Genomic DNA, 25,974 nt, shown 5'->3' with positions numbered 1-25,974 from the left:
GTTGGGGCCTTCCTTTTGCACATAAAGGGAAAGTGGAAGGCTTGGCGAAATTTAACCATCATAAAGATGAATAGGGATGACAGTTAAAGGGCAGGGATGCCGAGATGGAAGGGGGAACTTGGGTGGCGGAGGTAGCGCGCCGGCGGTTACGGCAGGTTTTTCAATTTCTCCAGGCAATGAATGAAGTGCGCAATCCGGCGATCACGCAGGTAGAGGAATTGCCCTGGCAGTTGTGGCTGGATGATCTGCCGGTTCATCCCTGTATTGTCCGGGGAATGACCGATGATACAAGTGCAGCGATCGATGGAGAGCAATGGCTGCTCAAAGTGCGCCGTCCGGTCTGCAAAGAAGCACCGCCATTACCGGCGGAATTAGTGGGCTGGGTAGCGGAAGGCTGGCAGCATATCGATAAAAAAGTAACGATTTTCGAGAAACGCATCCTTCGCGATGAGCAAGGTGTGGCCATCGAAGTGCCTTTTACGGCAGGACGGCAACGAGCACGGCTGTGGTCGCGGTGGGCCGCGCAGCGCGATGCCTGGGTCAAGGCCGAAATGCCTGCCTATCGAGTGATGCAACTGTTTACGCGTCTTTTTGAGCTTTATTCGCGTCTGGAACGGGAAGGGGAGCGCTTTGAGATCATCTTGGGTGACGGCCTGTTAGCGTGGAACCGCGAGGATCGGGAGTTCTATCATCCGGTGCTCTTACAGCGTGTACAGTTGCGCTTTGATGCCCAGGTGCCCGAGTTTATTTTTCAAGGTACCGGCCGGATGCCGGAACTCTACACCGATATGCTTGGTTATTTTGGTGACGATGTAGCCACGGCGATTCATCGCGTTCGTGTCGACCTGGAAGGGGGCCGCTTTCATCCCTTGGGCGGGCGGGAAACGGCACGGTTTTTTCAGCGTTTGATCACGCAGTTATCCCCCTATGGCGAGTTCGTGGGCGACAGCCGTCCGCCCAAAGGCGGCGAGATCCCCAGGCTGGGCCGGGCACCGGTGATTTTTCTGCGCTCCCGTACGTTGGGGTACAGCGCGGCGCTGGAGCGGATTCTGGAGGATCTGGATCGGCGGGAAGAATTGCCGGGCTTTTTACAGCAGATCGTCGGCGTGCAGCCAGCAGAGCCAGGGGCGTTAACAGCCTCCGGAGACCAAGACCTTGAAGAAAGCAGCAACGATAGGCAGCCGCTTTTGAATGCGATGGTTAAGGCCTCGGACCACGAGCTGATGGCGGCAATGGACGTGGCCGTTGCGCTGGAACCGGCCGGGGCCGGAACCGGGGCCATCGATCCCAACGGCTATGATGAGCAGGTGTTGCTGAGCAAAGAAGCCAACGGGGAACAACTGCGTATCGCCCGGCAATTGCAGACCCACGGTGCCGTCCTGGTGCAGGGGCCGCCGGGTACCGGCAAGACCCATACGATTGCCAACTTGATCGGCCATTTTTTGGCCGAGGGCAAACGGGTGCTGGTGACCAGCTATACCACGAAGGCCCTGGCGGTTCTCTGGGAAAAGATCGTCGAGCCGCTTCAGCCGCTTTGTATCAGCGTCATGACCGAAAGCCATCGCCAGCAGATGGAGCGCGCCATCGATGCGATTGCCGCGCGGTTGGGCAGCGATGATGAATATACACTGGAACGGGAAGCGACGGAACTGGCCGAGCATCGTGCCGAACTGCTGACCCAGTTGCGGCGTTTGCGGGCCGATTTGCAGCAGGCTCGATGGGATGAATACATACCGGTGGAGGTACTGGGTGAAAAAATTGCCCCCAGCGAAGCGGCGCGCTGGGTCCGAGCGCATGAGACAACCGATGGATGGATCCCCGCGCCGGTACAACTGGGGGCACCGCTGCCGCTGTCACAGACCGAGTGGGAATTTCTTTATGCCAGCAACGGTGTGCTCAGCGCGCAGGATGATCAGGAGTTGCTGGCCGATCTGCCGGCGATGGAGTTGCTTTGGCCGCCGGCGCAATTTGCGACGGTCGTTCAGGAACTGCGGCGGCTCCATGAAAGCACCCGCGAGGAACAGCGCGCCTTTTGGTGTCCGCTGATTGAAGAAAAAACACCGGAGACCTTACGTACCCTCGCCGAACGCCTGGAGCAAGCCGTGGCCGCGCTCCAATATGGCCAAGCACCGCCATGGCAACGGGCGGCGTTGCTGGCCGGTATGAGCGGCGAAGTGGCGATGATGCCCTGGAAAAATTTACTTACCTTGATCGATGAGGTCGCCGGCCGGGCGCTGCAGGCGCAGGAAGACTTCATCACCTATGCACCGGAACTGCCCGCAAGTGACGAGTTGCCGGCCGTTGATGAACTGGCGGCGCTACTTAAAGATATGCGCAGCCAGGTTGCGCAAAAAGGTGCCATCCCGAAAATGACCTTGCTTTGGAAGCAGCCTTGGAAAAAAGTGTTGCAGGCAGCCCGTGTAAACGGCCGCGAGCCGGAATCGGTCGCCGATTTTTCAGCGCTGATTACGCTGGTGGAACTCCGCGCTGCGCAGCAGCGATTACAAGAACGGTGGTCCCGGCAACTGGAGCCCCTCGATGCGCCGGCGCTGGCTACGCTCGGGGAAGCACCGGAGCAGGTGGCGGCGCAAATCGGCATGCAGATTCGGCACTGTTTGTATTGGTACCGGGATAAATGGCTGCCTCTGGTTAATGAACTGGAGAAGTTAGGCTTCACGTGGAGCGCTTTTTGGGAGACCGTGCCGCTGATCGTGGGACCCTTTGGCCCGGTGGAGCGATTGGTTAGGGCGGTGGAAAAAGAGCTTCCACCGATCATGGCGGCGCAGATCGATCGCCTGCGCATGACACGCTTGCAAGGGGAATGGACGGAATTGCGCAAACGGTTGGAGCAAGCGGCGCCGGTTGGGCAAGGCACGACCATCGATGGCTTGATCCAAGCCGTGTTGCTGGGCAATGCGGAAGCGTACCGGCAAGGGTACTTGCGGCTCCATGAACTGGTCACCAAACGGGAAATCAAAAAGCAACGCACGGCCTTATTGGAGAAACTGGCGCTGGTGGCCCCCAACTGGGCACAGCAGATCAAAGAGCGTACCGCACGGCACGGCAGCACAGTAGCTCCCGGTGATGTGGAAAAAGCCTGGAAGTGGCGGCAGTTGTGGACGGCGCTCGAAGCACGGGCCTGCCGGCCTCTGGACGATCTGCAAGGCCAGATTCACAGTGTCAGTGAAGCGTTGCGGCGGACGACGGCGCAGTTGGTCGAGAAAAAAGCCTGGGCGGCCCAAATTAAACGCACCACCGGGCCGCAGCGGCAAGCCTTAATGGGCTGGAAAGCGACAATGCGCAAGATTGGCCGGGGAATGGGGGCCCGTGTACCGGAACTCATGGCGGAAGCACGCAAGTTGATGCTGGACTGTCAAACGGCCGTACCGGTGTGGATCATGCCGCTCAACCGGGTTGTAGAAAATTTTGATCCCATCAAAAACCGCTTTGACATTGTCATCATCGACGAAGCCAGTCAAGCCGATGCCCTGGCCCTGGCGGCGCTCTATATGGGCAGCCAAGTGGTTGTTGTTGGTGATGATCAACAAGTCAGCCCCTTAGCGGTCGGTGCCGATCAAACGCAAGTACAGCGCTTGTCCGATATGTTTTTGGTGGGTATCCCCAACCGCCATCTCTATGACGCCCAGTTTTCCGTTTATGAATTGGCCGGAACCGTTTTTGAGCCGGTGTGCCTCAGGGAACATTTTCGCTGTGTGCCGCCGATCATTCAGTTCAGCAATCAATTATCCTATCAAGGGAAAATCAAGCCCCTCCGTGACAGCAGCGATGTACGGCTTCGCCCTTTTACTGTCGCTCAACAGGTGCAAGGTGCCGTTCGTTCCGGCGATAAGAATCCCCGGGAAGCGGAAACGATTGCATCGCTGTTGCTGGCTTGTACCGAGCAACCGGAGTATGCCCACGCCACCTTTGGCGTGATTTCCTTGCTCGGTGAAGATCAGGCGGCGCTGATTGATGGGTTGCTGCGGCGCATGATGGCACCGGAAGAGTACTTGCGCCGCCGTATCCAATGCGGCAATTCGGCCCATTTCCAAGGTGATGAGCGCGATGTGATCTTTTTATCCATGGTCTATGGGCCGGAGAAAAAAGCCTTGCCGTTATTGACGACAGGACCGCTGGATCGGGAAAAAAAGCGGTACAACGTAGCGGCGAGCCGGGCGCGCGATCAGCTTTGGGTCGTTTATTCGCTGAATCCGGACGTTGATTTAAAACCGGGTGACTTGCGCCGGCAATTGATTCAGCATGCGCTCTATCCGGAAGCGATCGACGGCGCGGAAGCAAATACAGAAGATACCTCATCGTTTGTTCAGATGGTGCGGGACTGGCTCGGGCAGCGTGGTTATCGCGTGACCATACAGTGGCCTGTGGGCGAGTACCGGATCGATCTGGTCTTGGAAGGCGCCACCGGGCGTGTGGCCCTTGAGTGTGAAGGTGATCGCTTCTCCACGCCGGCGACGGTGGCCAAGGAAGTGGAGCGGCAGGCGATTTTGGAACGGCTCGGTTGGCGCTTTGTGCGCATTCGGGGCAGCCAGTTTTTCCGCGATCCCGAGGGAACGATGGCCGTTGTGGTCGCCCGCATGGCTCAACTGGGGATCTTGCCGGAAGCAGGACGATCTTTGCCGGAGGAGGCGATGGTGCCGGTGCCGGCTGAACAACCGGTACCCTTGCAAGAACGGGTGAGCCGTCGCGCCGCAGAGATTCGCCAAGCCTGGGCAAGCCATGGGAAAGGAGGGTGAACGGGATCTATCCATTTAAAGCAATGAACACCTCCTTTGCGATTTTCGGTGCTGACGACCGGCTTTGCTGGGAAATCGAAGTTTGGATTCGTACGGTCGAGCAGACCTTGAGCCGGTTTTTGGCGGACAGTGATGTGACGAAATATAATGAAGGCAAAAGCACCGTCGACGAATTATCGCCGATCTTTCGTGAAGTATGGACGGAAGCACGGCGGGGGTTTGAAGATTCGGGCGGATTGTTTAATCCGTATCTGGGGCATCGGTTGATCGGGGAGGGTTATGGTGTAAGCTTTGATGAGTTGGGCCAGCCCTCCCGCGCTGGGCAGTTTGCGGCGGGTGATCCCTCCATCCCCTCAAGATCTCCGCACCAACCGATGGTCGACTTCGGCGGCATCGCCAAAGGTTGGAGTGCGCAAAAAGCCAAAGAAAAGTTCTTTCCGCCGGTGCATCCTGGTGCTTGTATCAATGCTGGCGGCGATTTATTGCTTTGGGGCCGCGATCCCGATGGGGAGCCATGGTCGGTGGGCATTGCCCATCCGCAGGAACCGGAAAGAGATATGGCTTTTTTGGTGCTCAAGGGCACCGTTGCTGTGGCGACAAGCAATACGATCAAGCGCAGTTGGCAAAAGGCCGATGGAACGTCGGCTCACCATATCATCGATCCGCGTACCGGTCGTTCGCTGACTTCGGATTGGATCCAAGTGACGATTGTGGCTCCGCAGTTGGCCACGGCCGAGATCTATGCGAAAACGCTTTTGATTCTCGGTCCCGACGAGGGGCCACGGTGGATGAAAGCGCACCAGCCGGAACTGGCGTACATCGCAGTCGATCGGCAGCACAAGGTGATGTACAGTGATAATCTGGGTGCCTATTGCCTGGAATACGAGGTATATCAGGATTAAGCTACCACTGGCCCTATCCATGCTCGGCCCTATGGCGTATGCAGAGAGGCCGCGACAGTTCTGGATTGTATGCAAAAAAATGTGCCCCCTTGCTGACTGGCAGGGGGGCACATTTTCTTTATTAGATTCAGTTAGCATGGAGCTAACCCGGTGAAGTGTTGCCGGCGATGTGAGGAAGCTATGCTCCGGTGTTACGAAGCAGAAGAACGAATGGTAGAAGTCCGGCGATTTTCGGTGCTTGCTTGCGTTGTGTAGCTGCTACCGCGATTTTGCGATGATGGTGTTACTTGCGATGCACCGGCATTGGCTTGAAGGGAGGAGGGACGATGTTTTTTTCCTTTGGAGGGTGGTGGAGTGGTTGGTGTTGTTGCCGAAGCCGAAGCTACATAAGAAGCGCTGTTGCTGTTGGCAGATCCCGTGGTTGTCTTTGGTGCCGGGGCTGCTGGTGAAGATGCTTGGGCAGCGGCCGGGGCCTTGGAAGGGGTTGCCGAATCGGTAGTTGTCACCGAAGTAGATACAGGAATCGACGAGAAGGTCGCTTCGTTGTCACCGAAAACGGACATGGTGGCGATAGAAGCGGCAATCACCCCGCTGATAATGGCGCCGCTGGCGATGATTTTCTTCATATTATAATTCCTCCTATTAATCATCGTAATTCCTTGATGATGAAGAGTATAACTGCAGGGTCTGAAAAACAAATGAAAAGGGCGAGTGAATATTTCTTACGATTCGATGCCGTAGCGCAGAGTGTTATTGCGGACCAACCATATTATGGATCACCTCGTTTATGCTGGCGAATAGGCTGTACTGAGGTGATGAACAGATGGCATATCGCATCAATGTGCAGGTGGGCCGACGACAATTGCTCTTGTACCAAGACAACCGGTTGATCAAGACCTATCCAATCGCCGTTGGCAAGATGTTGACGCCGACACCGACGGGAAGCTACCGGATCATCAATAAACAGGCGAATCCCGGAGGTCCTTATGGTGCCATGTGGATGGGATTGAGCCGGCGCGGTTATGGCATTCATGGAACGAACGACCCCAGTTCAATCGGGAAATCCGTTTCCCATGGCTGTATTCGCATGTATAACCAGGATGTGCTGGAGTTATCGCGGATGGTGCCGATCGGAACGCAGGTCGTCATCAGCAGGTAAGCTGATCAAAGATCAAAAAGCACCGCAGGAAACGCTTGTTCCTGCGGTGCTTTTGCTTACTTAAAGGTTAGGCCCGGCGAGGTTGACGAACGGGGTAGAGGTAACCTGGAACCCCTTCATAGACATAACCGTTTCTACCTGTGCCCAATTCGTTAAAATTGGCGGTGTAAAAATGATCGGTAATCTGGGGATTCCAATATCGATGAAGCGGAACCGTACCGGGGCGCTGATTCGGGAACATATAACCGACAATGCCTTCGAAGCGATAGCCATTGCCGCCGCGGCCTAATTCGTTAAAATTCGTCGTATAGAAATGATCGCTAATCGTCGGGTTCCAGTAGCGATACAGCGGGACCGTGTTCGGGCGTCGTTCGGAGAGAACATAACCGGCAATTCCTTCAAAGGTATAACCGTTTCTGCCCCGGCCTAGTTCGCCGAAATTGGTTGTATAAAAATGATCCGTAATGCTTGGATTCCAGTACCGATATAAGGGCATAAGCCGTGCTTGCTGCTGTTGGTAGAAATCGGCGGCATCAAAAGAGTCCTCGTGATTGGCATACCCATCTTCATAAAACATCAAAGCCACACCTCTCCAAAGTTATAAGTGTCGTGACAGTGATATTTTATGGAAAAGTTAGCCACTGGTGATTATTTTTGTTATTTCGGTGATTGTTTTTACCATTTTAATGAAGCATCGGCGTTGCCGGGTGATCCGGTACATCTTTGGACACATAAAGTGTGCCGTCCGTATTGAGTGCCGCATAAAACACCTCGTCCGCGGAGGTAACCTGATAATTCTGCAGTTCAGCCATCAGCCAACTTCGATCGAGGTTCAGGCGCTGCAAGGATTGATCATAAATCTTTCCCTCTACAATCAACGGAGTAGGCAAGCCTTTATAGCCGGTAGCCATGTGCATGGTGCTGGGAGTGAGCGCTTGATGTTGTGATTTTTTAAGAACACTCAGTTTCCCCGATGATTCAATCACCGCGAACTCCACTTCGTTAAGGTCAAAAATGTCTTTTTCACGCAGCATCATCAAGATGTTATCGACGGTGTACTTGAGATAGGCAAGATTTTTTTTGACCAATTGACCGTTTTCAATGACCACAACGGGATCGAAATTCACGGCGTTACCGAACTTCCGGCTTTTCAGGACAAAATAGCTGTAGGCAGTTTGCAGCAAAATGATCACCGTTATTGCGTATAACACGTCAAAATGAGGCAGTTTAAAATCGGCAATGTCGGAACCAACGACGGAGCCCAAGGTGATAACAACGAGAAAATCAAAAACCGGCAGTTCGCCGATCTTTCTCCTGCCCGTCAACAACGTAAGCACCAGAAGCAACATCATGATCGAAACGATGCGTAATGTCAGGGATGCATAAAAGGCCAGCGGGCTGTTCCAGTCGAACACCATCGAACACTCCTTGTAGTTGCCTCGCTCCTTAGCAGGAGGGATGAAGAAGTAGCTTTTGCTTGGAAGGGGTACCGGCAAGCGTGGGTGATATGGTTAGCATGTCCCAGGGGCGAAGGGGGTACACAAAAAAACGACCACGTTGCTGTAGATTTATAAAAAACCTAAAAAATAAACACAAAAAATTCACAAGTTAGACACATAAAAACACTATACTTACCTCATAAGAAATCATGATTGAGGTGTTGTTTCATGAACAGTTCTGTAATGAAAAAAGGGATACTCCTTTTTACGATGGTTGTAGCAACGACCGCTTTGACTGCCTGTGGCAATAGTGGTTCCGCGCTGACCGATCCGGCATCAAAATCCGTTAGTGAAAGACAAAATGTCGGCATGAATCGCCCGCAACGTCCGCCGGAACTGACCGGGAAAGTAAAAGAGATCAACGGCAACACCGTCGTTGTCTATAAAGCAGCCGTCGATGAAAGCCAGGCCGTCCCTGCATCGGGCAATTCCGCTAATAATCCCGCGCCTCCTACGGCACCGGGACAAGGTCTCCGTGGCAACGGCCAGGGACAAGGCCCCCGCGGCAATGGTCCGAACGCCGATGACCCGAATGGTCCGGATCAAGGTCAACGCAGCAACGGTCCCAATGGCCAAGGACTGCGCCGAGGTACACCGATGACGTTCACGGAAGAAACAGAAACCTTGACCATCCCCGAAGGCACAACGATCACGCAAATGCAACGGGGCCAGGGGCAAACAACACTCCAAGTGGCTGAACTGAAAAAAGACCAGATCCTTCATGTCTGGAAAACCGACAACACCATCGAATTGATTCAAGTCATGAGTGATCGCAGCAATGGCGGGAATGGCGGAAACGGCGGCAATGGCCAGGACCCCCTCAATGGTGCAACCGCCGGTGCCAATCAAGGGACAAAGTAATCCGAGCCGCAAGGATACCTTGTATGTATGTACATAGTTCAATGCAAGGGAGTTTAACTCATGGCCAGTAACGATCAAATCCCAACTCCGGCCCAGCCTGCTTGGATGCAAACGCTGTGGAAGAAAAAAACGGTCATCGCCTTGGCCCTTGTCCTGATCGTCGGTGCCGGCGGCGGCTATAACTACTGGAAAAACCAGCAAGCCACGTCCATGTCGGCAGCCACCTATCGTGAACAAGTGGTAAAACGAGCGACAGTCACCAAGAAAATCACGGCCCTCGGCACCCTGAAGCCGATCCGGACGCAAGAGATCCGGGCCAAAGCAGACGGAACCATCCTGCAGCAATTGGTGCAAGAAACCGATGCTGTTGCCCCCAATCAACCCATATTGACGATGGACAACTCTTCCTCGGAAGCCCAACTGGCCGGCAAACAAGCCGCCCTGGCGCAGGCCCGCTACAACTTGAAAGCCGCCCTTGACGGCGCCGAGCCGGAAGAGATAACCAAATCAGAAGCCACACTGCGCCAAGATGAGCTTAACCGGGCACAAGCGGAAGCCAAAGTAAAACGAGTCCAAACGCTCTATGATAGCGGCGCCAGCACCAAAGAAGAGTTGGAGCAAGCACAAACCGAATTGGCCACCATTGAGCAAAAGTTAATCGCCGATCAGGCAGCGCTGGATCTGCTGCGTAAAGGCAAAAAGCCGGAAGAGATCGCCGCCCTCCGCGCCAAAGTCACTGAGGCAGAAGCCGCGCTCAAAGCAGCGATGCGTGATTTTGCCGATACGGAAATCAGCGTTCCCTTCGCCGGACGAGTGTTAACGATTCCCGTCAAGGCCGGTGAGTTCGTGGCCCAAGAAACAGTGCTGGCCACGGTCGCCGACTTGAGCGTCATCCAAGGCAGCTTTTACATCAAAGAAATTGACATCGCCAAAATCAAACTGGGCATGGAAGCCGTGATTACCGTCGATGCCTTGGAAGGGAAGGTCTTTAAAGGAAAAGTCAGCCGCGTCGGTCAAAACCCCAAAACCATTGACAATGTCGTCAACTATGAAGTGCTCGTCGACATCGACAACACCGACGGCCAGCTTCGTTCCGGTATGACCATGTCGACGGACATCGCACTTGATCAAAAGACCGATGTTCTGACAGTACCCCTGGATGCCATCATCAACCGTAACGGTACGGACGGCGTCATGGTGTCTGGCCCGCAAGGCCCCGCATTTGTGCCGGTGAAAATGGGATTGCGTGATGACAGCAATGTGGAAATCATCGAAGGGCTGCAAGAGGGCGACCGCCTGCTGATTGAAACCCAGCCTGTCCAGAAAACAACCACTTCCACAAGTAAAAAATCAACGACGAACAGCACAAGAAGAAATTCCTCGCCCATACCAGGCATGGGTGGCCCCCCTGGTATGGGACCACCGTAAGGGGGTGATGCCGTGATCACCCTCCAAGGCATCTACAAAACCTACCAGATGGGCGCGGAAACCGTCTATGCCCTCCGGGACGTAGACTTACAGATCGGTGAAAACGAGTTCATCGCCATCATCGGCCCCTCCGGATCCGGCAAAACCACGATGATGAACATCCTCGGTTGCCTCGACACACCGACGACCGGCTGCTATGAATTGGCCGGGGAAGAAGTTTCTCAACTTGATGACGATCAACTGGCCGACGTGCGCAACCGCCATATCGGCTTCATCTACCAGAGCTTTAACTTGCTGCCCAAACTGACGGCGCTGCAAAACGTCGAACTGCCGATGATCTACGCCGGCGCTCCGGCAGTCGAACGGCGTCAGCGGGCCGAGCAGGCCTTGATCAATGTCGGTCTCAAGGAGCGCATGCACCACTTGCCGACGGAGATGTCCGGTGGGCAGCGCCAGCGGGTGGCCATCGCCCGGGCGTTGGTCAACAATCCGGTGATCCTGCTGGCCGACGAACCGACGGGCAACCTCGATACCAAAACGGGCGAAGAGATCATGGCCCTTTTTCACCGGCTTCACAGAGAAGGCAAAACCATCGTGCTCGTTACCCACGAGCCGGAGATTTCTCGCCAGGCCCGCCGCATCATCACCTTCCGGGACGGTCAAATTGTCGCGGACCAGATGAATGAGGTGACATCATGATCTTCTTGGAAAGCTGCAAAATGGCGCTGGCCAGCTTGTTGTCCAACAAATTGCGCTCCCTCTTGACCATGCTCGGCATCATTATCGGCGTCAGTTCCGTCGTTACCATGATCTCCGTCGGGCAAGGCGCTCAGAAAAGCGTCACCAGCCAGATCGGCTCGCTGGGCTCCAATGTGCTGTACGTCAATTCCGGCCGCGTGGCCGCCATGCCCGGCGCGTCCCAGGGCGCCCGGGGCGCTACGCAGTTGCTGACGATGGCCGAGTATGAATTGATCCGCCAGGCCAAAGGCGACTTGATTCAAGATGTCGTTCCCGAAGCCGGTACGCAGAGCACGGTGCAGTTTGGCAAGACAACGACCACGACGACCGTCACCGGAACCACGGCGGACTACGCCCGTGTCCGTAACTTCAAGGCTACGTCGGGCCGTTTTCTCAAAGAGCAAGAAGTGACCAACCGCGAGAACGTGGCTGTCCTCGGCAGCACCGTCGCCGACGATCTCTTTGCCGGAGCCAATCCGCTGGGTCAGAAGATCCGTGTTGGCCGTGAAGCCTTTACCGTGATCGGTGTTATGGAGGCGAAAAAGTCCGGCCCGCAAGATCTGGGTGACCAAATTTTCATTCCCCTTACGACGGCCCAAAAACGCCTCACCGGCAGCAACGGCATCAAACAAATCATCGTCACTGCCGTATCAGCCGAGAAAATGGACAGTGCCCAGGGGCAGATTGAAAAGATCCTGACCCGCAAGCTGGGCAGTGCAGAAAAATTTACGATTCGCAATCAACAAGACATCATTGAAACGGTCCAAAGCACCACCGAAACGCTGACCTTGCTTCTCGCCGGCATCACCGGGATTTCCCTGCTCGTCGGCGGCATCGGGATCATGAACATCATGCTGGTCTCGGTGACGGAACGAACGCGGGAAATCGGCATCCGCAAAGCCCTGGGCGCGAAGCAAAAGCATATCCTCTTTCAATTTCTCGTCGAATCGACGACGCTTTCCAGCCTCGGCGGGCTTATCGGTGTCCTTGTCGGTATCGGCGCGTCTTCCTTAATCGCTTCCCTAGGCCAATGGACAACCAGCATCTCGCCGGCATCCGTATTGATTTCGTTTGGTTTTTCCAGCCTCGTTGGCGTATTCTTCGGGATTTACCCGGCCAAACGGGCGGCGTCGTTACATCCGATTGATGCCCTTCGCTATGAATAAATCGAACGACCGCCGATGATCGTTTGCAAAACTTCCTCTCTAAGCCATGGATTAAACTCCATGGCTTTTGCAAAAGAGCCAATTTGCAGCACCGTTCATCGTCTTGTTTTTATCGCCTGTTTGGGTGTATGATTATTATATTAGAATTTAATCATCATCACTTGATTGCCTCGATGGTTACACTGGTACGTGGCAAGTGCATCACCGGTACATAGCAAGCGGTAGTTCAATTATTCAATTTATGTCTCTTATCGGCTGCTACTTAATCTCTTATCGGCTACTACAGTTATTATCAAAAAGGAGAGGCTGGATGCTTATGAAGAAATTGTTTTGTTTGATGCTTGTGTTGGTGATGATGATGGCACAGACGACGGTCGGTTTTGCCGCTGTGCAAACTCCTACTGGTGCTACGGAGCGTGTGATTGTCAAGTACAAAGCTTCCAAAGCAAAGTCCAAGATTGTCAACTTGAAAGCCAAGGTACGGCATGAATACAAGCATGTCAACGCGATGGCCCTATCGCTTACGCGTCAGCAGATCAATAAACTTGAGGAAGATCCCGATATCAAGGTTGAACCGGACGTCGTCGTTCGTGCGACCGCGCAAACGGCCGATTGGGGCATTGCCCAAACAACTGCTCCCACGGCATGGAGTTCCGGTTATACCGGAAAAGGCGTGAAAGTGGCCGTCATCGATACCGGTGTGGCAACGCACTCCGACATTCCTGTGGCTGGCGGGGCAAGTTTTGGCTATAATTCCTACATCGATGACAATGGTCATGGCACGCATGTTGCGGGCATCATCGGTGCAAGAAATAATACTTTAGGTACAGTAGGAATTGCCCCGGACGCACAAATCTACGCGGTGAAGGTGCTTGATGCATCGGGATCCGGGTATCTGTCCGATGTCATTGCCGGCGTCGATTGGGCCATTACCAATCAGATGCATATCATCAATATGAGTTTGGGGATGAGTACCTCGTCTTCACTGCTTGAATCAGCCGTCAATAAGGCTTACAGTCAAGGCATCTTAGTGGTGGCCGCCGCCGGGAACAGTGGCACCAGCACAGGGACAAGTGATTCCGTGGAGTATCCGGCGAAATATGATTCGGTCATTGCGGTAGCTGCGACGGATTCCGCCAACCAGCGTGGGTATTTTTCCTCCACCGGACCGGATGTGGAAGTGGCTGCTCCCGGTGTCAATATCTACAGCACCTATTTGAATAATACCTATGCCACCATGTCAGGGACGTCGATGGCTGCACCTTATGTGGCCGGTGACTTGGCTTTGTTGAAAGAAGCGAACGCGGGAGCCAGCGCGGCTCAACTGCGGCAAATGCTTCAACAACGTGTGCTTGATCTGGGAACGGCCGGGAAAGATACCTGGTTCGGCTATGGCTTAATTCAAGCACCTGTGTCGACGGTAACACCGCCAGAGCCGCCAGCAGAGCAGCAAGCTACTGTCACGACCGTAAGCACCGACAAAGCGATCTATCGAGTCGGGAATATCGTGACCATAAAAACGAAAGTAACCAACGCAAGCGGTACTGCCTTATCCGGTGCGACCGTGGTGCTGACGGTCACTAATCCGAAAGGCGTTATCCAAAAGTTTACCGGAACGACCAACAGCTTAGGTGTGTTTACAGTAAATCCGAAATACAGTGTAAAAGGAACCTACAAAGTAAATGCTGCAGGAAGTTATACCGGGTATACATCAAGCAACCAAACGAAGACCTTCATCATGAAGTAGAAATCTTGCTGGAATCCCGCTTGAAGCACTTGAGCTTATAGCCGATCGGGTACAAATAAGGCCATGGGAAAATAAACTTCCCATGGCCTTTACTTTATTTGTTTAATTCAGCTTTTGAATCTTGCGAAGCCGGATCAGGACTCGCTGTCAATGATGATTTTGCTTTCCTCCGGCTGCCATTGCACTTTATAACCGAGGCATTCGGAGATAAAGCGCAGAGGGATCAAAGTGCGACCGTTGATGATTTGCGCTGCATCCTGCATGGCCACCGGTTGTCCATTGACCAGGGCTTCCTTGGAATCAAGTGTCAAGACGATTACATTATCGCCTTGCTTGATCGTAACTTGTCGTGTGTCACCGTTCCATTCCAGTGTTCCGCCTATTTTGTCAAAGAGGCCGCGCACCGGGATCAGCGTATAACCGTTCGGAGCCGTCGGGGCGACGTCCAGGGTAGTTGTTTCGGTTTGGTCACCTTCACCGAGCGTCACGAGAGGGCTGCCGAGCTTCATGGTGACTTTCGGTGCTTTGCGGCCCATCGGATTGGGGCCGCGGCCAACGGCACCGTTATGATTCGGGGTTATCTGGCGAATCGCGTCAGCTTGTTCTTGCGTTAATGTGCCATCGGCGACCAAGGAGCCCAGCATCTCATCGATGTTGATCGGTCCTGGGGTTTTTTCACCGGGTTTGGGGAACTTGCTCATGAGCGCGTCAACTTGCGCTTGGGTGATGACACCGTCGCTGATCAGTTGGCCAAAGTAGTTTTCATGTCTTTGCTCGGGCGGTGCCGGTGGTTTTAACGCCAAAATGGCATCGGCCTGCGTTTGGGTAATGGTACCGTCGGTCACGAGAGCACTCAGGATACCCTCCATCTGTACTGGTTCTCGGGTGCCATCACCGGGTTTGGGGAATTTGCTCATTATGGCGTCGGCTTGTTCCTGGGTGATAACACCATCAGAAACCAGTTTGGCCAGAGGGCCGCCTTGTCTCATACCGGCTTGATCGGGAAATTGAGGTCGTTGACCCTGGCGCTGATCTTGTCCTTGCATCTGACCCTGGCGTTGATCTTGCCCTTGCATCTGACCCGGGCGTTGGCCTTGATCCTGACCCTGAAATTGCCGCTGGCCATGGAACGGCATGGGTGAAGTTGCAGTGTCACTGGCATAGGCGATGCTGCCGGTTAGCAGGATCGTACTCATCAGTAAGCCGCCGGTGATTTTGCCCATGTTCGAACGTTTCATACTTGATTTGCCTCCCTTACGAACTCATTCCCATCGTTCTGTAATACCCAGTGTAAGCGTTGAAGTTGTGCATTCTGTGAGCAAGTTGTGAAGTTTTTTGTGTTTTTTTTTAAGAATTTTTTAGGCAGCGAACGGAAAGTATATGTTTAGCCAAGTTGCATATTTCAATGTTGCTAACATTATTTCCTGCTGTACTAAAGCAACCGGATTATTTACCGTAAATCTATAGTAAATACAAAAAAGGGAGTAGCAGGATGGCTTCGTGGTAACGTAAAAGAACCTCAGGTATGGACCAAACGGTCTGCCTGAGGTTCTTCTTTGCGTCAGCGGTCATTTCTTGTGCAATGAAATCATGCTAAACCGCTTCTTTTGTTGCGGTAAAATCGTGCCAACTCGCTTAATTCAAAAAGGTCTCTACCTTATATTCGCTGTAGAGCTGGCTCAACCAAGATTCATATTGCTCTTGTACCTTTTGGGTAAAGAGAATGCCTTTGATTTTTTCTTTGCTTGCTTCAAAGGTAATCGCCGGCACTTCTTGATTTTTGGCACCGGTAGAAGCTTCAGCACCGGAGGCCGCAGCTTCTTGGGCCAGGATTTCTTTGTTTTCATTAAAGAAATTGAGCATTTCTTCGTCAGTGACAACGATTTGCGGCGCAATTAACTTTTCAACGCGGATGTTCCGGGCGATATTTTCTTTAAGCTGTTCTTCCGTTAAGCCACTCAAGGACAGGGCTTGAAGGAAGGCTTCTTTACCGCCGTACGATGCTTCGATTTCAGTAAGCTTGCCGGCAATTTCATCATCCGTTACCGTGACGTTCTGCTTTTTGGCTTCGGCGTCAATCATCTTTTGCGCGATTAATGCGTCCAGAGCTTGCTTACCTTGTTCTTTGACCATGGTTGCATAAAGGTCATCTTTGGTGACAGTTTCCCCATTGACGCGAGCGACAATGTTCCCATTGGCATCATTGGCATAGCCGTTGCTGATGGCAAAAGCACCAAGAAGTAATATCCCGGCTACGACAACCAGCAAAAGCTGCGCTTGCTTGCTTTGTTTAATCTTTTCGAACATGGTTGTTTTCCTCCCCGGAAAGACTGAATTTGCAGCGTCTTCCCATCTAAGGATGGTAACACACCAATGTGTCAGGACCGTGTCGATGAGACTGTAACTTAATGGATACATATATATGTCAATCGCCGCAAGTGAAACAGCGCTGCAATGCGGCAGTGAGTGACCATGGTTATTGTTCATAAACGGACAGTTGATAGCCCAAGCCACGGAAGGTGCGAATCGCTCCCTCGGCAGCGGGCCAGTTTTCCAAGTTCTTGCGTAGCCGTTTCACGGCCAAGTCGACAGCGCGATCACTGCCAGCGTAATCGGGGCCCCATACTTGTTCAATCAATTGCCGGCGCGTAAAGGTTTGATTGGGATGGCGGGCCATAAAGAGAAAAAGCGCCAGATCGCGAGGCGTCAAGAGAACTTCCTTGCCCTGTAACCAGAGGGTGTGCCCGGTAAAGTCCACTTTCAAACTGCCAAAGTGGGCACTGTCGGGGGTAGTCAGGAACTGGGTCGAACGGCGCAGCACCGCATGAATGCGCGCTACCACTTCCCCGGGGTTAAAGGGCTTGGTGATGCAGTCATCGGCACCGCGGTTCAATGCAGTGATTATTTCCTGCACATCGCCCAGAGCCGTCAGCATGATGACGGGGCAAGAACCAGCTTGGCGGATCGCTTGCAGCACATCCCAGCCGCTACGTTTCGGCAGCATCACATCCAGAAGCACCAGGGAAGGAGAGAGGCGGGAAAAAGCCTCCAGCGCACGGTCACCGTCGGCCACCAGTTCCACCGGATAACCGGCTTTATTAATGTAAGCTGTTAGCACGCGACCGATGGCAGGTTCATCTTCGACGATCAGGATGGGGTTCACGGGCCTTGCCTCCGCTGATTTTTGGTGCTTATTATTTACATAAGATTAGTTGGTATTCAAATACAAAAAATTTTTTTCGCAAAAGTTCGATTCATGCAGGATTCATGTAAACAAAAGAGGAAAAATAACCATAGGGCATAGCGGGTATCTCCTCGAGAAAAGTGAAGAAGCGAGGGTGATTCGGATATGGAAACGAAAATTAACAAGGTGTTTCTCTACGGCACTTTACGGAGCGGGATGATTAACCATTCGGTCATTGCTCCTTTTATTGAGACCATCACCAAAGGAGAAATCAAAGGCCAGCTTTTTCACCTTTCCTATGGTTACCCCGCCTTGCGTCAAGGAAACGGCAAAGTGAAAGGTGAACTGGTACAAATTAAAGATGTAGCTAACGCACTCATCCGGCTCGACGATCTGGAAGGGTATGTGGAGCCGCCGTCGAAGCGTAATTTGTATAACCGGGAGTTGGTTACTGTCTGGACGGAAGACGATGAAATGCCCCATGCCGCTTATGCCTACTTCTGGGCCAATTCTTCAGAGCTGGATAATCTGGGCACATTGATTCCTGACGGAGACTGGCCGGCCTACCTTAACCATCAGGGTTTGACTTGTACAAAGTAGTGAACGGACGTGACATAAACAAACACAAAAGAAGCAACCGGACGCCCAAGATGGGCACGGTTGCTTCCTTATCTATAAGGAAAATCTATAAGAAAACGATACTACAAGGAAGGGAAAAACGATGGATCACCTGTTGAATGCACGCTTTCGGGAAGCGTTGCTCTTTGCCTCCCAACTTCATGCGTCGCAATATCGCAAGCTTGCGAAAGAAGAAAAAGCTGGTAATGCCAAAAAGATCCCCTATGTGGGTCATCTCTTGGCGGTAGCCGCCTTGGTCATCGATGACGGTGGAACGGAAGATGAAGCGATTGCGGCACTGCTGCACGATGCGGCGGAGGATCAAGGAGGAGAAGCGACATTACTGCGGATCGAAGCGCTCTTCGGGAATGAAGTGGCGGCCATCGTCAGCGCGTGCAGTGATACGATGGAAGAACCGAAGCCGGAATGGGAAGTGCGCAAAAGGCGCTATCTGGAGCATTTGAGCGATGCGCCGCAGAAGGTGCTGCGTGTGTCTTGTGCCGATAAAGTACACAATGCCCAATCGATCATCCATGATCACCGGCGTGTAGGGGACGTGGTTTGGAACCGTTTTCACCGGCCCAAGGACAGGGTGATCTGGTATTATGATGAATTGGCGAAGATCTTTCGTTTGAAGTTACAGGAAAGTATTCTGCCCTATGAGCTGGAACGATTGGTAGCGGAGATGAAGAGGCTGTAAGTCTTTAATACAATCACGAAGAAAGGGCTTGCAGTAATGCAAGCCCTTGATCATGAACGTGCTCATGGGGCATCAAATAAGTTGTGAAGATTTTGTGTGTTTTTTTAGAAGTAGGTAAAAGGGATGTTTTTTGCGAAAAATTCTCGTACCGGCAGGATTGCGTTCGTGAAGAGAGGAAGAAATGGGGGAACAACAGAGATTATGGCGATAGCGTTGCGAAACGAGTATGAAGGGACAAGAAGGGAATAACCAGGGAACTAATTGGCTAAAGGGGAGACTGCCGATGGTATTGAAAAAGACAAGCCGTCGATCAGGGTGGTTGCTGGCCATCACGGTGGGACTTTGGTGCTTGTCCGGGTGGAGCGTAATCGCGGCGGAAGCAGCGACAATTTCTAAGGAAGCGGTGACAATTTCTAAGGAAGCGACAACCATCGCTACGGAACCGCCGCTGAATGTGATCCAGGGAGAAGCGGTATTTAAGGTCACCGGGACGATCGCCTCCGATAAGGTTGAACCAGTCGGTGTCAACGGCATGGGTGACGGCGGCGGTCTTACCGTGTCCAGCAACAACCTCAGCGCCGTATCCAACTTTGAACCCATTTCCATCCGGGCCAAACGCGTCATCACCGCCGTCGGCCCCAACAACGAATGGATTGAAATCGACAACGGCGGAACTTCCGGTTGGGATTCCTTTCGCAGCGGCTACTTAAGCGGCGCTGAAGTGCGCATCTATCGCCTTGTCGATACTGCCGGCAATCCGTTGCCGTATAACGATAAGGGCGAACTGACGACCGACAATGCGGCCAACGTCATCAAAGTCCTTGACGATAGGGTTCCGGTACCGGGCGAGAACGGTTTTGCCAACGGCGGCTGGATCGCCTACAGGTACACCAATCCTGGTAATCTGGACGGCATTTTTCATAACCTTGATTTTACCGATCAGCATTACATAACCAATGGCGTGCCTAATTACTACATCGTTCGAGCGGTTGATCGCGCCGGCAACCTGTCTGCCCCGTCGGAGGAAGTTATGGCTACCGTCGATGCATCGACGGCCAGTGACGGGCCGAAAATCCTCGGTACCGGCAAATTATCGTTTCCCATCAATACGCAGCAGCGGATCAATATCGATGTTATCGGCGGGGAAGCCCCTTTCAGCTTTGAAGTGACCGATCTCCAGGGGCAGCCCTTGCAACTGCCGGAAGGCCTTTCCGTTACGACTGATCCGTCGGGTCGGTTATCCTTGCTGGGCAAAACAGCGACGGCCATCACCAATTTCCAAATGCGGGTCACTGTCACCGATCAGCGCATGCGGCAAGGCAGCCGTAACTTTATGATCAACCCGGAAAATCCAGCCGGCAACCCTGACGACAAAGAAGCACCCTCGCCGCCAACCAATGTCCGTGCTATCGCCCAAAACGGCCACATCTATCTTGTCTGGGATGCCAGCCCAAGCAGCGATGTGGCGTCCTACCGAATTTTTCGTTCCGAAGTTCCCGGAAGTAAGCAAGAAGAGCGCTGCTACCTCAACAATCCCAACCGTGTGCCGCTCCGCAAAGGCGATATCGTTTTTTTCTCCAAGGTGACTGACGGCGTCGATAAGGAAATGATCAGCCCCCGCATCCGCCAATGGTCCGGCAATCAATCGGAATTTAGCGGCAGTTTGAACCAAGAGCGCGTACCCCATCCCCAACCGATACCACCGGACATGGAAAAAAACGCCGGCAAGACGGCGCTCAAAGTGACGATTCCCAACGGCACCCATACGATCTGGCAGTATGTGTTCGGCAATCAGCAAGACCGTTGGTACGGCCAATTGGAACCGGGAAAAAGCTATACCCTTTCCCTTTGGATGCGCCAGGAAGGTTTAGCGGAAGGCAAGGTGGGCTTTGATCTCGGCACACCTACCTATGAAACGGCCAAGCACACTTTCACCGGCATCAACGGCGATTGGCAGTTGTTTACCCATACATTTACAGCGCCGTCGGCACGGCCCACACAGGCCCCCGTCTTTGGCCCGCGGTTAACCTTTTACGGACCCGGTACGGTGTGGCTCGATCAACTGGTGCTTTACTGCAGCGATAACGATCCTGACGATCCGACGATGAACCGTCCCTATATGCCGGATCGACGCTTACTCGATGAGCTGATCGCCAGTCAGCCACCGGTAGGGCATAAGGGGGCGCTGCGCTTTTTCGGACCCATGTTCGGTCAGGGGACGATGGACGGTTACCTAAGCTATACACCCGATGCCAACTTTAATATGGGTGTCAGTGAACCGAACACATCGCTGCCGGTTTTTTTGGAGTGGGCCTTGCGCACCGGGAGCAGCCCCGAGACGCGCATGGTGCCTTTTATAACTTGGAATGTGTACTTCAGTGAAGATGAATGGAAGAATTGCCTCGAATACTTGGCAGCGCCTTATGATCCGGCCGTTGACACACCGGAGAGCAAACCTTATGCCTACCGGCGGTATCAGCAGCGCGGTGTGACGACGCCGTGGGTGCAGGAATTCCGGCAGATGATCGTTGAATTTGGCAACGAAACCTGGCACAACGGGTTGTATGGTTTTGAAGGTTTTGGTTCCGGCAAGGCCTATGGGCTGTTTGCCCGGCATTTTTTCTCCCAGTGGACGGCAAGTCCGTACTGGGCTTCCGAACAGTTGGGCGATAAAATCAAGTTGAACCTTGGCGGCTTTTATGATTCGGGTTTGAAAGCCTACGCGGAAACGGCCCTTCGCCAGGCGCCCATGGTAGCGCAAATCGGCCATGCCACTTATGTCGGACCGAAATGGGAGACCGGCGATGCATCGCCGTCCACGTTTGACGATGCCGGTATCCAGGAAACCTTAGTCGGTCTGGTCACAGCGAATCAAAACCTTTTTGCAGCGCAGGCCAAAACGCGCGATGACATGGCCGCCCAGGGCTATGCCTATGATCTGACGGCCTATGAGGGCGGGCCGAGCGGCTACGCCTTGTCGAACCTGTCCGATGAAGTCAATGAAAAGTACGGCAAATCGCTGGCCATGGGCGTTGCGTCTGTTGATTCTTTTCTTTACGCATCCTATATGGGTTGGACGTACCAAAACTTTTTCTCCTATGGTCAAGGTGTGAGTTGGAACAGTCATACGCTGCGACAGAACGGTTTTCGTCCGACACCGGGCTGGCTGGGCGTAGGCTTACGCAATCAAGCGTCCGGTGCCATGCTGGTGACGCAGGAATTAAGCAATGTCTATTACGATCGTAACGCGCAAAAAATCCCGCTGATCGGGACGTATGTATTGCGAAATGGTAATCAATATGCCTTGTTTGTTCTCTCCCGTAAGCTCGACGGTCGCCATGGCGGCGCTGATTTTGGCGATGGCTATACGCCGGTGACGGTGGAACTGCCCTTTACCCATCCCCAAGCGATCAAGTTATTTACGTTGACCGGTGATCCCCGCGAGAACAACCTGACGGCGATGAAGATCACCATCAGCCCGGAAATCGCTGTTCCCGTGGCAGCTTACGACAGTGTGAACCGGCGGTTTACGATCAATGAAGCGACCGGTGGGGGAGCGCAGGGGATGCCGCCTGGTTCGGTTTTTCTTTATCTCTTTGAAGACACCACATCGCTGAATGGGTTGTCGTCGCGTCCGCAAGTTACCCTTGCGCTTGATCAAGGTGCGCCGGCGGAACAAAAGGCGGCCAATGGGGAGGCCCAGTCCGTTGCCGGTTTTTATGTGCATTTTGATCGCCCCGTGACGGGTTTTGATGATCCCCAGACTGACCTGGTGCTGGGTGGGACGGCGGAACCGTCTGGCGCGGTGATTACGGAGGTCTACGGATCGAAGCGAACGAGCTACAAGGTGACGGTGACCGGGATGAAACAAAGCGGTACGGTGACGGTCGCTGTGCCCGAGGGAGCGGCCTTGGCGGTAGACGGTGGACAAGCCAGTGATGCCGCCGCGCCGCTATCGGCTTCCTTTGATTATCTGCCGGTGGCGGTGGCCGCTGTCGATCAAACCAGTGGACCGGCGCTTTTTCGGGTGCGCTTTTCCCATGACCAATCCTATCAGCATGATCCGGCGGCGTCGCTCGTGAATTTCACCTGGGATTTCGGTGACGGAAGTGATCCGGTCACTGTTACCGACCAGGAAGCCGTGGTTACCCATACCTATACAGCGGCAGGAACCTATAAAGCCAAGCTGCTGGTGACAGACAGCAAGAACCGGCAAGCCGGCGATGATCGGGTGATCACGGTCAAGGCACCGCTGACCGGCAAGGACTTGTTTACCTGTACGGCGATTGAGGATACCTTTTTCAATGCGGAGAAACCTTCGACCCCTGGAGGCAAAGAACGGAGCGCCGGGCTCGGAACGGGCAATCATTTGCTGGTGAAGTTTGATTTGATGCCCTTGAAGGATAAAACCATTACTTCGGCCAAGCTGCGGGTCTATTTTTCCAATACCTTTATGGAGGATGCTTTTTCGGTAGCACTGCGCGATCTTGCGCCATCGTCATGGTCAGAAAACAAGGCAACGCCGGAAACTATCGACCTCAATGGCCCGGTGTTGGGGGAAGCGGTGATTCCCAAAAATACGGGAAGTGCATGGCGCAAAGATTGGGTCGAGTGGGATGTGACCGGCACTCTCCAAGGGATCGTGGCTAATGATCCGGCGCTGCTGGCTTCGTTTGCCTTGGATCCGACGGGACGTGATCTTCAACGCGGTTTTTTTCACACCCGTGAAAATGGGGCCGATCTGGCGGCCAAATTGCTGGTTACTTATGAAGATAATGAAACAGTGATGCCGCTAGTCGTAACTTCGGCCGTATGGTCGGACGGGGATGGGCATCCGGTGGATCGCAAGCATCCCCCGGCTACGGTGAAGCCGCAGATTCGGCTTTGGAACAATAGTTCTGAGGGGGCCACCGTCACGATGGTTTTTGCCCTGTATGATCAGCAAAATGTCATGAACGATGTGATGTATGAGACCCAGGAGGTGCCGGCCAGGGCCTTTGCGGAGTTTCAGCCGCTTTTGTCGATACCAGCCGATCCGCAGGGTTGCTATCTGAAGGTTTTTCTTTGGAGTGGTCTGGATACGATGCAACCCTTGACCAATGGGGGCCTTACCTTTTCGCTGGATCGTGGGGAGAAGGATCTGAATGCCGATGTAGATTTAATCGGGTACTGGAATTTTAATGATGCCAGCGGCAACACAGTAAAGGATCTCTCCGGCCATGGCAACGATGGTACGGTGGAGCAATTGCGCTTAAACGAAGGACCGGATGGTTCCCGTGCCCTTGAGGTCAAGGATCTGAGCAATATGGTCAGGGTGCCGACGAGCGAGAGCTTGAACAGTGTCGATACCTGGCAGCGTTATACCGTTTCCCTGTGGCTTTATTTAAACCCGGTTGACCGGCCAAAGTCGCGAGGATACATCAAGCGAGGCGGGTTTAAGTTATATCTCAATGATCCGCGGCAGTTTGTTGCCTTTGCCGATCTCGGCTATATGCAACTGCCGCAAGTGGTGATTCCGGAAAATAAGTGGGTACATATTGTCACCATATTGGATGGAATCTTCTTGCGCGTTTATGTCGATGGACAATTGGTTGCTTCCTCTTTTATGGGCGTTCAGAATTTTACCATCAAAGAGGATTTGTTACTGGGGGCGCCTAATGAAAAGTGGATTGCACCGATCGATGGCCGGCTCGATGATGTGCGGATCTATCGCCGGGTGCTGACGATCGATGAGATCCGGCGGCTGGGGAGCCTGGGCAGCCTAGAGGGCCTGGGAAGGTAACGTGCGCAAGAAATAATGTTGGAAACCAATACATGAGCGGGGAAAATGAAAACGAAATGTTGGAATCGACAGAGGAGAAGGTTATTACTATGATGAAAATGAATCTCCCTCATTTGCTGACAACGTTTTCGACAGCGCTGGATTTAGGGATACATGATCTTCGCAATCATCACAAACGAGTAGCTTATATTGCGGTTTGCATGGGGGAAGCCATGAAGCTGCCACCGCAAGATCTGCTCGATCTCTATTGTTCCGCAAGCATGCACGACATTGGCGCGGTAACTTTTGATGAAAAAAAGAGCTTACTGACTTTTCAGGCTCCCAATGATCACGCCGTAAGAGGGTATCATTTGCTCAAAAATGTTCCTCACTTCGAACGCATGGCGGAAATTATTTTGTATCATCATGAATATTGGGATAAAGACAAAGAAAAAAATCCCCAAAAACTGCTAAGTAATATTGTGCAGATTGCCGATCGCATCGTTGTATTATTGAATGATGAATATGTGCTGCACCAGCGAGGGGCCATCCTGGATAAAGTGGATAAAGATTTTGGCACGATGATTTGTTCGGATCTCCAAGGGGTGGTTTCAGAGATTGGAAAAAAACAAAGTTTTTGGCTGGATCTCATGTCGCCGTTTATTGACGAGTTGGCCCAGGATAAACTTGACCGAAAAAGTTTTGAAGTGAATTTTACTTTTGATGAATTACGAAGTTTGTTTCAAGTCTATACGAAAATCATTGATATGAAAAATAAGTTCACCTATCGTCACTCCATGCTGGTGACCAATTCAGCGGTACAACTGGGGATGCTGGCGGGGTTTTCAACAGAGCAACTGCGGCGACTGGAACTGGCCGGTTTGGTTCACGATCTCGGGAAACTGAGCATCCCCGAGTCGATTCTGGAGAAAAACGGGCCATTAACCAATGAAGAAATGCAACTGATGCATCAGCATGTCTATCACACGTACCACATTATCCGTAGGCTTCCCGAGTTTGCGAACATTGCCCGCTGGGCGGCATTCCATCATGAACGGTTGGATGGGCGAGGGTATCCTTTTCATATTGCCGGTGCTGATTTGGATGTAGGTTGCCGCATCATGGCGGTGGCCGATATCTTCTCGGCCCTGATTGAAGATCGGCCGTACCGGGCGGGATTAACGAAAGACAAAATTGAAGCCATCCTGGTGAAAATGGTGAAGGACAATGCCATTGACGGTGATATTGTCCATTTGCTGTTGGAGAATTATGAACGGTTTGAACGTGTGAAAGAGGTTACCACGGAGGCGCTGCACCGGGCAAGGCTATAAAAAATGACACTCTTCGATCACGAAGAGTGTCATTTGTGCGCCCGGCATGGGCGCTGTCTCTAGGGTGCAAGTCCCGAACACCGAAGGTGGCAGTAGGTGTAGCTTAAGGCAAGGGTGTCCGTCGCG

The 25,974-nt window shown here is 53.1% G+C and carries 18 protein-coding genes; 12 read left to right on the top strand and 6 right to left on the bottom strand.

Annotated elements, in window-relative coordinates:
* The first annotated feature begins 122 nt into the window (after positions 1-122).
* Both EDD73_RS08305 and EDD73_RS08300 read left to right on the top strand, forming a co-directional pair.
* Positions 123-4,754, top strand: a complete 4,632-nt coding sequence (locus EDD73_RS08305; protein ID WP_165876406.1) for an AAA domain-containing protein — start codon at positions 123-125, stop codon at positions 4,752-4,754.
* Positions 4,751-5,656, top strand: a complete 906-nt coding sequence (locus tag EDD73_RS08300; protein ID WP_131919321.1) for an FAD:protein FMN transferase — start codon at positions 4,751-4,753, stop codon at positions 5,654-5,656. The genes EDD73_RS08305 and EDD73_RS08300 overlap by 4 nt, the downstream gene beginning before the upstream one ends.
* Before the next feature lie 191 nt (positions 5,657-5,847).
* Here the strand turns inward: EDD73_RS08300 and EDD73_RS08295 are convergent, their stop codons facing one another.
* Positions 5,848-6,282, bottom strand: coding sequence for a hypothetical protein (locus tag EDD73_RS08295; protein WP_131919320.1), 435 nt, complete (start codon positions 6,280-6,282; stop codon positions 5,848-5,850).
* Between the two features lie 197 nt (positions 6,283-6,479).
* Here EDD73_RS08295 and EDD73_RS08290 point away from each other — a divergent pair, with 197 nt between their 5' ends.
* Complete coding sequence (locus EDD73_RS08290; protein ID WP_131919319.1) at positions 6,480-6,815, top strand: L,D-transpeptidase; 336 nt, start codon at positions 6,480-6,482, stop codon at positions 6,813-6,815.
* A gap of 67 nt (positions 6,816-6,882) precedes the next feature.
* Here EDD73_RS08290 and EDD73_RS08285 read toward each other — a convergent pair whose 3' ends face one another.
* Positions 6,883-7,392, bottom strand: a complete 510-nt coding sequence (locus tag EDD73_RS08285; protein WP_131919318.1) for a hypothetical protein — start codon at positions 7,390-7,392, stop codon at positions 6,883-6,885.
* Positions 7,393-7,498: 106 nt separating this feature from the next.
* Positions 7,499-8,230, bottom strand: coding sequence for a YetF domain-containing protein (locus EDD73_RS08280; RefSeq protein ID WP_243116841.1), 732 nt, complete (start codon positions 8,228-8,230; stop codon positions 7,499-7,501).
* Between the two features lie 252 nt (positions 8,231-8,482).
* On the opposite strand from EDD73_RS08280, the gene EDD73_RS08275 reads away from it, so the two are divergent.
* From EDD73_RS08275 to EDD73_RS08255, 5 genes are all read left to right on the top strand, one after another.
* On the top strand, positions 8,483-9,175 hold the full coding sequence (locus tag EDD73_RS08275) for a hypothetical protein (RefSeq protein ID WP_131919317.1): 693 nt from the start codon (positions 8,483-8,485) through the stop codon (positions 9,173-9,175).
* Between the two features lie 60 nt (positions 9,176-9,235).
* On the top strand, positions 9,236-10,603 hold the full coding sequence (locus EDD73_RS08270) for an efflux RND transporter periplasmic adaptor subunit (protein WP_131919316.1): 1,368 nt from the start codon (positions 9,236-9,238) through the stop codon (positions 10,601-10,603).
* A gap of 12 nt (positions 10,604-10,615) precedes the next feature.
* Complete coding sequence (locus EDD73_RS08265; protein WP_165876405.1) at positions 10,616-11,302, top strand: ABC transporter ATP-binding protein; 687 nt, start codon at positions 10,616-10,618, stop codon at positions 11,300-11,302.
* Positions 11,299-12,507 (top strand): ABC transporter permease, encoded by a 1,209-nt coding sequence (locus EDD73_RS08260; protein WP_131919315.1) that lies wholly within the window; start codon positions 11,299-11,301, stop codon positions 12,505-12,507. The genes EDD73_RS08265 and EDD73_RS08260 overlap by 4 nt, the downstream gene beginning before the upstream one ends.
* A gap of 316 nt (positions 12,508-12,823) precedes the next feature.
* Entirely contained in the window at positions 12,824-14,254 is a 1,431-nt protein-coding gene (locus tag EDD73_RS08255) for a S8 family serine peptidase (protein WP_131919314.1), read from the top strand.
* A 134-nt stretch (positions 14,255-14,388) separates the two neighbouring features.
* Here the strand turns inward: EDD73_RS08255 and EDD73_RS08250 are convergent, their stop codons facing one another.
* The 3 genes from EDD73_RS08250 to EDD73_RS08240 form a co-directional block, all read right to left on the bottom strand.
* Positions 14,389-15,492, bottom strand: coding sequence for a stalk domain-containing protein (locus EDD73_RS08250; protein ID WP_131919313.1), 1,104 nt, complete (start codon positions 15,490-15,492; stop codon positions 14,389-14,391).
* Positions 15,493-15,889: 397 nt separating this feature from the next.
* Positions 15,890-16,561 (bottom strand): SurA N-terminal domain-containing protein, encoded by a 672-nt coding sequence (locus tag EDD73_RS08245; protein WP_165876404.1) that lies wholly within the window; start codon positions 16,559-16,561, stop codon positions 15,890-15,892.
* Between the two features lie 169 nt (positions 16,562-16,730).
* Complete coding sequence (locus tag EDD73_RS08240; RefSeq protein WP_131919311.1) at positions 16,731-17,417, bottom strand: response regulator transcription factor; 687 nt, start codon at positions 17,415-17,417, stop codon at positions 16,731-16,733.
* A 186-nt stretch (positions 17,418-17,603) separates the two neighbouring features.
* Between EDD73_RS08240 and EDD73_RS08235 the strand changes: the two genes are divergently transcribed.
* The 4 genes from EDD73_RS08235 (at position 17,604) to EDD73_RS08220 (ending at position 25,848) form a co-directional block, all read left to right on the top strand.
* The gene (locus EDD73_RS08235) at positions 17,604-18,038 is read left to right on the top strand and encodes a gamma-glutamylcyclotransferase family protein (protein ID WP_131919310.1); all 435 of its coding nucleotides are present in this window, start codon (positions 17,604-17,606) and stop codon (positions 18,036-18,038) included.
* A gap of 121 nt (positions 18,039-18,159) precedes the next feature.
* Positions 18,160-18,756: an HD domain-containing protein gene (locus tag EDD73_RS08230; protein WP_207668845.1), complete on the top strand. Its 597-nt coding sequence runs from the start codon at positions 18,160-18,162 to the stop codon at positions 18,754-18,756.
* A gap of 283 nt (positions 18,757-19,039) precedes the next feature.
* The gene (locus tag EDD73_RS08225; protein WP_165876403.1) at positions 19,040-24,538 is read left to right on the top strand and encodes a LamG-like jellyroll fold domain-containing protein; all 5,499 of its coding nucleotides are present in this window, start codon (positions 19,040-19,042) and stop codon (positions 24,536-24,538) included.
* Positions 24,539-24,627: 89 nt separating this feature from the next.
* Positions 24,628-25,848: an HD domain-containing phosphohydrolase gene (locus EDD73_RS08220; protein WP_165876402.1), complete on the top strand. Its 1,221-nt coding sequence runs from the start codon at positions 24,628-24,630 to the stop codon at positions 25,846-25,848.
* The last annotated feature ends 126 nt before the right edge of the window (positions 25,849-25,974 follow it).

Source organism: Heliophilum fasciatum, assembly GCF_004341395.1.
Lineage (GTDB): Bacteria > Bacillota > Desulfitobacteriia > Heliobacteriales > Heliobacteriaceae > Heliophilum > Heliophilum fasciatum.
This window is presented reverse-complemented; position numbering and strand designations above follow the sequence as displayed.